The following is a 9,337-nucleotide window of genomic DNA, read 5'->3' as shown; positions in this document are numbered from 1 at the left end:
GTGGCCAATGCCGGGAACTGATACCCTAAAGCTCTTTCATGATGCCTTCGGTTACAAAAGAATAAGTTTGTGGTGATTCTTGTTAAGTTGCCTCTTGACAAAGGTCATTACATATCAGATTTCTTTTTTTCGGCGATTATTCGTAGTTCATCAATTGGCTTTTCTGATGCTTTTTTGACCGCTTTGTTAAACTCGTCCTCAAGAATCGATTTCTCTGGAGGAACTGCCTCCGGAAAAATGTCATGATTTCTTTGGCTAATGATCCATTTCAACCGATCCCATTGTTCATCATTAAGATATGTTATTGAGCTCGTCCTACTAACGAAAATAAAGTTATTAAAATCATCGATAGGTACAGTATTGTGAAATTGCAATAGACCATCTATATCCGCCATCCACCATTTGCCATCATTCTCAGGCATCGACGAAACAATTCCATAGCCTAGAAGTTGTCCACTATACTTTCTATATAAATTCTTCTGATTTTCTACAAAGTTAATAAAATCGGTTCCATAACTGTCCGGAACACTTGATACTGCCATACCAAGGTTATGTCTAGCTTCTTTAGCACACATAAAAACAACAATATCTCCAGGGGTTGCTTTTTTAGGAACTGACCATCGCGTATGCCCAATAGCAAAGTCATCAAGCAAGAAGTTGATATTTGTACCTTTATAATCATCGTATTGCTGTTTTATTTCCATCAAATCTCGTGAATTGTTAAAATTGGTTATAAAGATCATAAGCTTACCTCCTCCCTTATGACACAGTTACTAACGCTAAAAAACAAGAATTTATATGCGGCTTAGAGGTCCAGGTCGGAAACGTCCAATTCGCCGGACATCAGGCGTGGAAGCAAGCTATCTCGGATGGCTTGTAAGTGACAGCTTTCCACATAGTTGTTCTTGATTTCAGCATCCATTGGAGAAACAATGCTCTCGAATTTATCAACAACCTCACGAGATGGAATACTAACTGGCATAGATTTTAAGGCATCACGATTGATTGAACCGAAAACAGTGCCCTCTCCGTTGAATACATCAAGCTGATCGCGAAGGGCAAACATCGTGTAGAGCACGAAAGATTGGTGGTTATCCTTGGAATGAATAGCTCCGAGTCCGCGACCGATACAGCAATCTTCATATGCGACATTGAGATCTCCAACGGGTGCCCTGACGCTCATAAGAACATCATTATTCTGAGCCATGCGCTTTGGATCTGTTGTATATAGCCTTCGCGTAGGGAAACGGAAGCCAAATTCAGCTCGGCCTTGGAAAAAGACAGTGCCAATGCCATCTTCGTTATAGGTATCTCCCTTGGGAGATTGCCCCATAGTGATTGTGGCAATATCGGACAGCACGCCGCTGCCACACGATTCATCAGCTTCATCGATGATCATATGTGTATAAATGGATTGAGCTTGCGTCTGTAAATTCTTGTTTATTTCAGCATTCTGCTTCGCCTTTCTATCCAGTTCTCCTAAGATGCCTGCAATTTTCTTTTGAGTTGCTAAATCAGGGACTTCAATTTCCAAATCCTCTATGTCTGAAGATTTGATCGATGGATAAGCTGATGTGCTCTGTTCAGCAATAGCGTGTAATTTCTCGACTATCGAGTCTTGAGTCAGCACATAATAAAGATAATCTGCATCTAGAATCTCTGGTTTTACATCAATAACTGCAAAACCCGTAGACACAAGGAAATTATCTGGTTGAGATTTTATTATCCCAAAATGCCTTTGACGAGGACGTACAGTCGAGTAGACGATGCTATTAGTTTTCACTTTTCTGCGTGCTCGGCTTGGCAGTTTTTCTGATTCAACGTCAATGTACTGAATAGAATCGATGCGGTTATTTGTAATATTGCCAGTGTCCAAATAATTGACAAACTCCCATTTCTCCTTCGGAGAATAAGTGGCCGAATTAGTCGTACAAGCACTTCCTAATCTTATAGTTCTCCATGTCTCCATCATTTTTCTTCCTATCCTATATATTTCTTATGCGCCAGCTTCACGTTGCTCTGCTTCACCATCGCATACTGAAGCGTTGTATCTATTCGTTTATGGCCGAGAAGCTGCTGAAGCTGCTCGATCGGCATTCCCTTGTCAATTGCCTTCGTAGCAAGTGTCCGGCGGAACTTATGCGGATGCACCTTGTCTATATTCAGACGTTTGCCGATTTCTCGGACTCTCGACTCCACTCCCCCGATAGTTAGCCGAGAGTGTGGAGCTCTCAGTGTAACGAACAGCGCCTCACAGTCATCATTTCGGCTATCCACGTACTCCTGCAAGTGTATTTTCGTTCTTGCATCGAAATACACGATTCGTTCCTTGTTTCCCTTGCCGAGAACCTTGCATTCTCGCTCGTTGAAATCAATGTCCGACTGGTTCAAATGCACCAACTCACCGACACGCATACCAGTCGATGCCAGCATATCAATGAGCGCGAGATCCCGTTTCTCCTCGCAGCTGTCGCGCATCTTCTCCAAGTCCTCATCAGAATAAGTGTCTTTGATGCTGCTCGTCGTCTTCACCTTGTGAATCCGACGGATCGGGCTCTTGATGAGATACTCCTCATCTTCTAGCCAAGAGAAGAAGCTGGAGAGAATCCGACGCACATTATCGATTGTAACCCGACTGAGATCATTTTGTTTCTGATAATCAGTCAAGTATGATCTCAGGTCTTCCGTCGTAATGTGCATCACCTCATTTCCAATCTGTGTCAGCATGCGGTTAATCGTGTTCTGATAGTAGGTTAGCGTCTTCTCGGAGCATCCCTCTATACGCTTTGCCTCCAGAAACTTCTGCAGCAGTTCCTGACTGCTAATCTCGTCTTTGTCCGATTTATCCTCCAAATACTTGCACAACACGGATTCAAGCACCTGCTCCAGTGCCTCTGCCTGCGCATTGTCCAGATGCGGCAGCATCCGCCGCATTACTTCCTGCTTAAAAGATTCCTTCATTTTGTCGTTTCTCCTTCCATTGATTTTCCAGAGAACGACATCAACGGCAGTTCCGTTGGTTTGTTTCTCCCGCCGTTGTGGGAGTAGGCATTCGATTACTTCTTCTTTTTCTTTGTTTCTTTCTCAAGTGTTTTTATCGTATCCAAATACGCTTCTTCTACAGGAGAAAGTGTTTGTACCTGATATTTACGATACTCCGCTTCTGCTTTTTCCATCGCCTGTTTGTGACTAATCTTGCCTGATCCTTGCAGTACCTGTTCACCTGTACTTCCAAGAACGTTATCTAATTGTTGTACATAGTCACTCATGTGCATCGGATTATGCCGCATTGCCTGAATTTCAGCAAAATCAAAATATCCAGAAACCAGATTGTTGAGTATCTTCAGCTCGTTTTCATCCAGATAATTCTTTGCAATGCCAATATCAGATTTCACAGGAAAATCTCCCTTGAATGACTTTAACCCCATAAACGGTTTATCAGCATCAGCCCGTTCATAGATTATCTCTGCTGCAGTATGTCTATGAACAGCATAATGTAGTTTATTCTGAACCATCTTAAAGAATGCAATTGACTCGCTGCTCTTGGGATCATAATCTACACTTGTAGCATAGAGATCAAGCACCTGTCGATACAGTACTTTCTCACTGGATCGGATATCACGAATCCGATCCAGTAATTCTTTCCAGTATTCACCGCCGCCATTGCCCTTCAACCTCTCATCATCCAAGGCAAAACCTTTTACCATATATTCTTTCAGAATAGCCGTCGCCCAACGCCTGAACTGCGTTGCAACTCGCGATTTGACTCTGTATCCAAGAGAGATGATCATGTCCAGGTTATAAAACGGCATCATCCTGGAAACAGTTCTATTACCTTCTTCTCTAACCTGTCGGAAATTCCGACAGGTTGAGACCTCCTCCAGTTCACCTTCTTCATAAATGTGCTTTATATGTTCAACAACATTTGTTCTTGAGGTTTGAAACAACTCCGACATCTGCTGTTGCGTAAGCCAAACAGTCTCATCTTCAAGAAGAACATCAATATTTGTCTGTCCATCTACAGATTGATATATTATTATTTGTCCCTTATCATTATTCTCCAATAGTTCTACTCCTTTAGTATTCGTGGTATAAACAAGAATTTACTTGAGCAAGCGCAAGCTCTTTACAAAGATAGATATATTGATCTTTCACCTTTTTATGGAAAGATTCCTGACGGTTGGCATATTGGCACCGTTTCGGAAATAATTGAGCTTCATGATTCAAAACGCATCCCGCTATCAAGCCGTGAGCGTGAAAAACTCGACAAAATCTATCCTTATTATGGGGCTACCTCAGTGATGGACTATGTTGATCGTTACCTTTTTGACGGCATCTACCTTCTTCTTGGCGAAGACGGAACAGTCATAGATGTTAAAGGGTTCCCTATCCTCCAATATGTTGAAGGCAAATTCTGGGTTAATAATCACGCACATATCATCACCGGTAAGTGTGGCTTTACGGTAGAGCTTCTGTATCTTCTCTTCAGTTTGACCAATGTAAAATTCATTGTCACAGGAGCAGTACAGCCTAAGATCAGTCAAGCTAACCTAAACAAGGTTCCGGTACTGATACCGGATATAATTGAGCTCAAATCTTTCGATTCAGTGATCCAGCCATTTTTTGCTCAAATTAGAAATCTGAGAGCCGAAAACAATAGGTTAGCCACCCTTCGAGATACTCTACTTCCAAGGCTAATGTCCGGCGAGATCGACGTCTCCGACATCGATCTCTAAGCCACATATAAAAAATTCTTGTTTATCTCATTATTCACCTCAAGTTTGTCATCAATTGTTTTTACAACAGCTACGATCCTATCCTGAATAATCTTCTCTGGAACCACTACACTCATACGCTTTAAGTCTGCAATCGTAACATGGCCGAGTCCAGTCGTTTGCTTATTTGTTGCTATCTGCGTAAAATGCGGTTTCAAATACTTAAGTAAATAGAACAAAAAGTCTTTTGAAACCATCGTTTCATTAGCTGTTACCTTGAAAATGTGCTGGTTCAACCAGCCGTCATCCAGCTGATATTTATACACATCTATAGATGTCTGAGGGTTACCAGACCACGAAAAGAGCAGATCTCCTTGGTGCAAGCGTACTTCTTCACCATAATCACCCTTTGTAAAGGAGGTATTCGATCCTATACCATTGTTAAGCTCGGCGATTTTTATTACCGGTACCCCTTCTTTCGAAAAGTCGATTTTTTTGAAAGCAAGACCATTTTTCCAAATAGCCAAATCGAACAGAGGGCATCTTGTTCCGGAAAGTGAGGTCTTTATGTTATACAATGTATTTTCATCAAAGCTCATATCCAATCGCCCCCAGCTTCTTTCTGATCTCATCCTCGAGTTCATGCGACTTTTTGAACATCTCGGAGAGCTCAGAAGTTAGGCGATCCATTTTCTCCTCGAACGGCTCACCGTCATCCTCCTGCTCCTCGATACCGACATACCGTCCCGGAGTCAGAATATAGTCCTGCTTCGCAATGTCCTGCGTGGTCGCAACAGCACAGAAGCCCTTCACGTCCTCGAGCGTTCCGTTCTGGAAAGCTGAGAAGGTGTCCGCCAACTTCTGGATATCCTCGTCGGTGAAGTCGCGGTGCTTGCGATCGACCATGTGGCCCATCTTGCGGGCATCAATGAAGACTGTCTTGCCCTTCTGTTTCTTGTTCTTCGTGATAAACCAGAGTGTGACCGGAATAGTGACGCTATAGAAAAGTTGCGTTGGCATAGCAACAATGCCTTCAATCAGATCATCATTGATAATGTTCTTTCGGATCTCTCCCTCGCCGCTGGACTGAGTTGAAAGTGCTCCGTTTGCCAGAACTAAGCCAATTTTCCCATTCGGGGCAAGGTGAAAGATCATATGCTGAATCCATGCATAGTTGGCGTTTCCGGCAGGCGGAAGACCATATTTCCATCGCTTGTCATCCTTCAGCTGCTCTTGCCCCCAAGGATGATAGTTAAACGGTGGATTCGCGAGAATATAATCTGCCTTGAGTGTCGGGTGCAGATCATTCGTGAAAGTATCTGCATTGTACGGTCCGAGGTCTGCGTCAATGCCACGAATCGCCATATTCATCTTCGCCATCTTCCATGTGTCCGGATTCGCCTCCTGACCATACACGGAAATCACGCCGCGGTTGTGGCTGTGTCCCTCGGCAAATCGCTCACTCTGTACAAACATTCCACCGCTCCCACAGCAACAATCATAGACGCGGGAGTTCGCCTCTGGCTTCAGAATCGCAACCAATGTTTTAACGATACTGGATGGCGTGTAAAATTCACCTCCACCGACACCTTCCTTCTCGGCAAACTGTGCAATGCAGTATTCATAGGTACGACCTAGTAAATCCTCGCTCGCCTTCGTGTCTGACATGTCAATGTTGTTCGTAAAGATATCGACGACATCACCGAGAACCTTCTTATCCAAATCTGGTGAAGCGTAATTCTTTGGAAGAACACCTTTAAGACTCTTGTTGTCATCTTCAATGGCACGCATCGCTGTATCGATCACCGTACCAATCTCAGGAGTGTGTGCCGACGATGCAATTGTTTCCCAGCGAGCTTCCTTCGGCACAAAAAAGATATTGTCCATCAGATATGCATCCGGATCATTTTCAAACCCGTCACCGTCTGAAATGAGCTTTTTATACTGAGCATCAAACGCTGCTGAAATATAGCGCAGAAAAATCAGTCCGATGATTACCTTTCTGTATTCCGCTGCTGGAATATGCCCCCACAGTACACATGCGGCATCCCATATTTGTTTTTCAAAGCCAATATTGGCGCTGGACTTCTCTGCCATTATTATCCTCCTAAGTAATTACTTATTGAGCCTTTCTCTTGATTTCCGCTACTCTAGCTTTCACCATTGCCATTAGATTATTTATTAGGAACAAACTCCATCACATCACCGATGTCACATTCAAGATAAGTGCAAATTCTATCCAGAATCTCCAGAGAGATGTAGTTGTTCTTTCCCAGCTTCGCCAGCGTATTTGTACTCATATCAACAGCATCTCGAAGTTCCGTCCGCTTCATGCCTTTATCAATTAACATTTTCCAAAGTTTGTTATAACTCACAGCCATTGTCTTATCTCCATCATGAATTAACAGATTGTACGCTCAAGCATGCACTTCAACCATGTGCTTATTGGGATATTGTCAGTATAGCAATTATGGTGCATACCAACAACAATAAAATTGGCATTTGCAAATCTTAAATCATCAGACTGGTATTCGCTTTCTTCTCCTGCGGAGATGGCTGCGCGTTCCTTCGGAAAATTAAAAAGAGTGATACCAGTTTCCCGGTATCACTCCTATATCGTTATTGATTACTTTTATTTGTTCTGTATTATTTCGATGCTTCCAGCCATTCTGTGGATGTTTCTTCACCCGGAACTTCTATCGCCAGATGCGAGAACCAGCTGTCTTCTGCTGCGCCATGCCAGTGCTTTACATTTGCCGGAATGTTGATCACGGTACCGGGTGTCATCTCCACGGGTTCTTTACCCCATTCCTGGTAATAACCCCTGCCACCGACACAGATCAGCATCTGTCCGCCGCCACTTTTGGCATGATGGATATGCCAGTTGTTCTGACAGCCCGGCTCAAAGGTCACGTTGAACACCGGGATCTGTTCGGTGGAAACCGGTGCCAGAAAACTTCTGCCTGAAAAATAAGAGGCATAAGCATCATTGGGTTCACCAATCGGGAAGAATAGGGACTTCTGATATTTTTCCTTCTCCCCTGCCTCTGCAGGAGCTTCTTCTTTCCAGACTTCCTTCGCCTGATTAAACGCAGCCCAGGCTTTCGGCCATCCCGCATAAAAAGCCACATGCGTCAAGATCGCGGCAATTTCACTTTTCGTCACATCGTGTTCCTTAGCATTTTGAAGATGATACGTCAGTGACGAATCTGTAATGCCGGATGACACCAGTGCAACTACTGTGATAATGCACCGGGTTTTCAGATCAAGATCCGGATTATTCCAGTTCTCTCCAAACAACACATCATCATTGAAATGGGCAAACTCCGGAGCAAATTCTCCCAGTCTGTCTCTTCCCGCCGTCTGAACAATCTTACCATCCATGCTTTTGTTTCTCCTCTTCAATTTCTTCTAATCAGGATCTGCCTCATCAGTAAGTTTTCTTGTCATTCATAAGGATGCTCTGAAAATGTCTGCAATATCCTTTTCCTGAAGCGGTGCCCATGCGTTTTCAAGTCCTTCATTTTCTGCTACATGATGTGCCATCTCATCAATGCGGCTTTCATCAATGCCAACTTCCTTAAGATGCATCGGGATACCGATCGATGCGAAGAACTGGTATGTTTCTTCAATCGCCCGATTTGCGATGTCAAACCGATCCAGATTCGGATCAATTCCAAAGACATTGACACCGTATTTGACAAACCGATCTACAGTCTTCTCGCTTAAGATATGCTTCATCCACCTCGGGGTAATGATCGCAAGTCCTTCCCCATGCGTAATGTCATAATATGCCGAGAGCGCATGCTCCATGCCGTGGCAGGGCCAGCCGGACTCACTGTTCCCAAGCGAATAGATCCCGTTGCATCCATAGGTGCAATCAAGCATCATTTCCGCTCTTGCCGTATAGTCTTTTGGATTCTCCAGACACTTCTTTGCATTCACCATAAGGCTCTTAAGCGCCGCTTCCATAAATCCATCGTTCAGAAGTGTGGAATCCTCGCAGAAATACTGCTCCATAATGTGATTCATCGCATCTGCGCAGCCAGCAGCCGTCTGTTTCCTGGATACCGTAAATGTGTAAGTCGGATCAAGGAAGGAAACTGCTGGATAAAGCAGCGGATCCACATAGCCGATCTTATCGTTTGTCTCGGTTCTGGAAATCACTCCGCCGCAGTCATACTCACTTCCCGTAGCGGCAAGCGTAATAATATCTACAATCGGGAGGGCTGCCTGTGCCTTTACTTTATAGGAAATCAGATCCCACGGATCCCCGTCATACTTCGCTCCAGCTGCGATTGCCTTCGAGCAGTCGAGTACGCTGCCTCCGCCAACCGACAGGATCACATCCACATCATGCTCCTTGCAAAGCTTTACGCCGTCCAGGACACTCGGATCATACTTGGGATTCGGCTGAATTCCTGACAGCTCCACAATTTCAAAATCACTGAGAAGCGTCTTTACCTTATCATAAAGGCCAATCTTCTTGATACTTCCGCCGCCGTAGGTCAGAAGAATTCTTTTCCCATATTGGCGCATTACTTCGGACAGCTGTTCCACTACCCCCTTTCCAAAAATCAGTCTTGTCGGTGTGCAATAATCAAAATTCTGCATGTTTTTCT

General features: G+C 44.0%; 10 protein-coding genes. 1 reads left to right on the top strand and 9 read right to left on the bottom strand.

The window, feature by feature from the left end; genetic code table 11:
• Positions 1 to 107: 107 nt before the first annotated feature.
• The 4 genes from ACKX2L_RS04310 to ACKX2L_RS04295 form a co-directional block, all read right to left on the bottom strand.
• Positions 108 to 743, bottom strand: a complete 636-nt coding sequence (locus ACKX2L_RS04310) for a hypothetical protein (RefSeq protein WP_497552689.1) — start codon at positions 741 to 743, stop codon at positions 108 to 110.
• Between the two features lie 62 nt (positions 744 to 805).
• Positions 806 to 1,972: a restriction endonuclease subunit S gene (locus tag ACKX2L_RS04305; protein ID WP_497552688.1), complete on the bottom strand. Its 1,167-nt coding sequence runs from the start codon at positions 1,970 to 1,972 to the stop codon at positions 806 to 808.
• An 8-nt stretch (positions 1,973 to 1,980) separates the two neighbouring features.
• Positions 1,981 to 2,961: a site-specific tyrosine recombinase/integron integrase gene (xerA, locus tag ACKX2L_RS04300; protein WP_497552687.1), complete on the bottom strand. Its 981-nt coding sequence runs from the start codon at positions 2,959 to 2,961 to the stop codon at positions 1,981 to 1,983.
• 95 nt (positions 2,962 to 3,056) lie between these two features.
• On the bottom strand, positions 3,057 to 4,064 hold the full coding sequence (locus tag ACKX2L_RS04295; protein WP_497552686.1) for a virulence RhuM family protein: 1,008 nt from the start codon (positions 4,062 to 4,064) through the stop codon (positions 3,057 to 3,059).
• A gap of 18 nt (positions 4,065 to 4,082) precedes the next feature.
• Between ACKX2L_RS04295 and ACKX2L_RS04290 the strand changes: the two genes are divergently transcribed.
• Positions 4,083 to 4,736, top strand: coding sequence for a restriction endonuclease subunit S (locus tag ACKX2L_RS04290; protein ID WP_497552692.1), 654 nt, complete (start codon positions 4,083 to 4,085; stop codon positions 4,734 to 4,736).
• On the opposite strand, the gene ACKX2L_RS04285 is transcribed toward ACKX2L_RS04290, so the two are convergent.
• The 5 genes from ACKX2L_RS04285 to ACKX2L_RS04265 all read right to left on the bottom strand — a co-directional run bounded on the left by ACKX2L_RS04285 (position 4,733) and on the right by ACKX2L_RS04265 (position 9,329).
• Positions 4,733 to 5,314, bottom strand: a complete 582-nt coding sequence (locus tag ACKX2L_RS04285; RefSeq protein WP_497552685.1) for a restriction endonuclease subunit S — start codon at positions 5,312 to 5,314, stop codon at positions 4,733 to 4,735. The two genes, ACKX2L_RS04290 and ACKX2L_RS04285, sit on opposite strands and share 4 nt — an antisense overlap.
• Entirely contained in the window at positions 5,304 to 6,812 is a 1,509-nt protein-coding gene (locus tag ACKX2L_RS04280) for a type I restriction-modification system subunit M (protein ID WP_497552684.1), read from the bottom strand. Before ACKX2L_RS04280 ends, ACKX2L_RS04285 begins: the two co-directional genes overlap by 11 nt.
• A 77-nt stretch (positions 6,813 to 6,889) precedes the next feature.
• Positions 6,890 to 7,096, bottom strand: coding sequence for a helix-turn-helix domain-containing protein (locus tag ACKX2L_RS04275; RefSeq protein WP_497552683.1), 207 nt, complete (start codon positions 7,094 to 7,096; stop codon positions 6,890 to 6,892).
• Positions 7,097 to 7,361: 265 nt separating this feature from the next.
• The gene (locus ACKX2L_RS04270; protein WP_497552682.1) at positions 7,362 to 8,099 is read right to left on the bottom strand and encodes a carboxymuconolactone decarboxylase family protein; all 738 of its coding nucleotides are present in this window, start codon (positions 8,097 to 8,099) and stop codon (positions 7,362 to 7,364) included.
• Positions 8,100 to 8,165: 66 nt separating this feature from the next.
• Positions 8,166 to 9,329: an iron-containing alcohol dehydrogenase gene (locus ACKX2L_RS04265; protein WP_497552681.1), complete on the bottom strand. Its 1,164-nt coding sequence runs from the start codon at positions 9,327 to 9,329 to the stop codon at positions 8,166 to 8,168.
• Positions 9,330 to 9,337 lie beyond the last annotated feature (8 nt).

The sequence above is a fragment of the Porcibacter vitabionis genome, assembly GCF_046263795.1.
GTDB lineage: Bacteria > Bacillota > Clostridia > Lachnospirales > Lachnospiraceae > Lachnocurva.
This window is presented reverse-complemented; position numbering and strand designations above follow the sequence as displayed.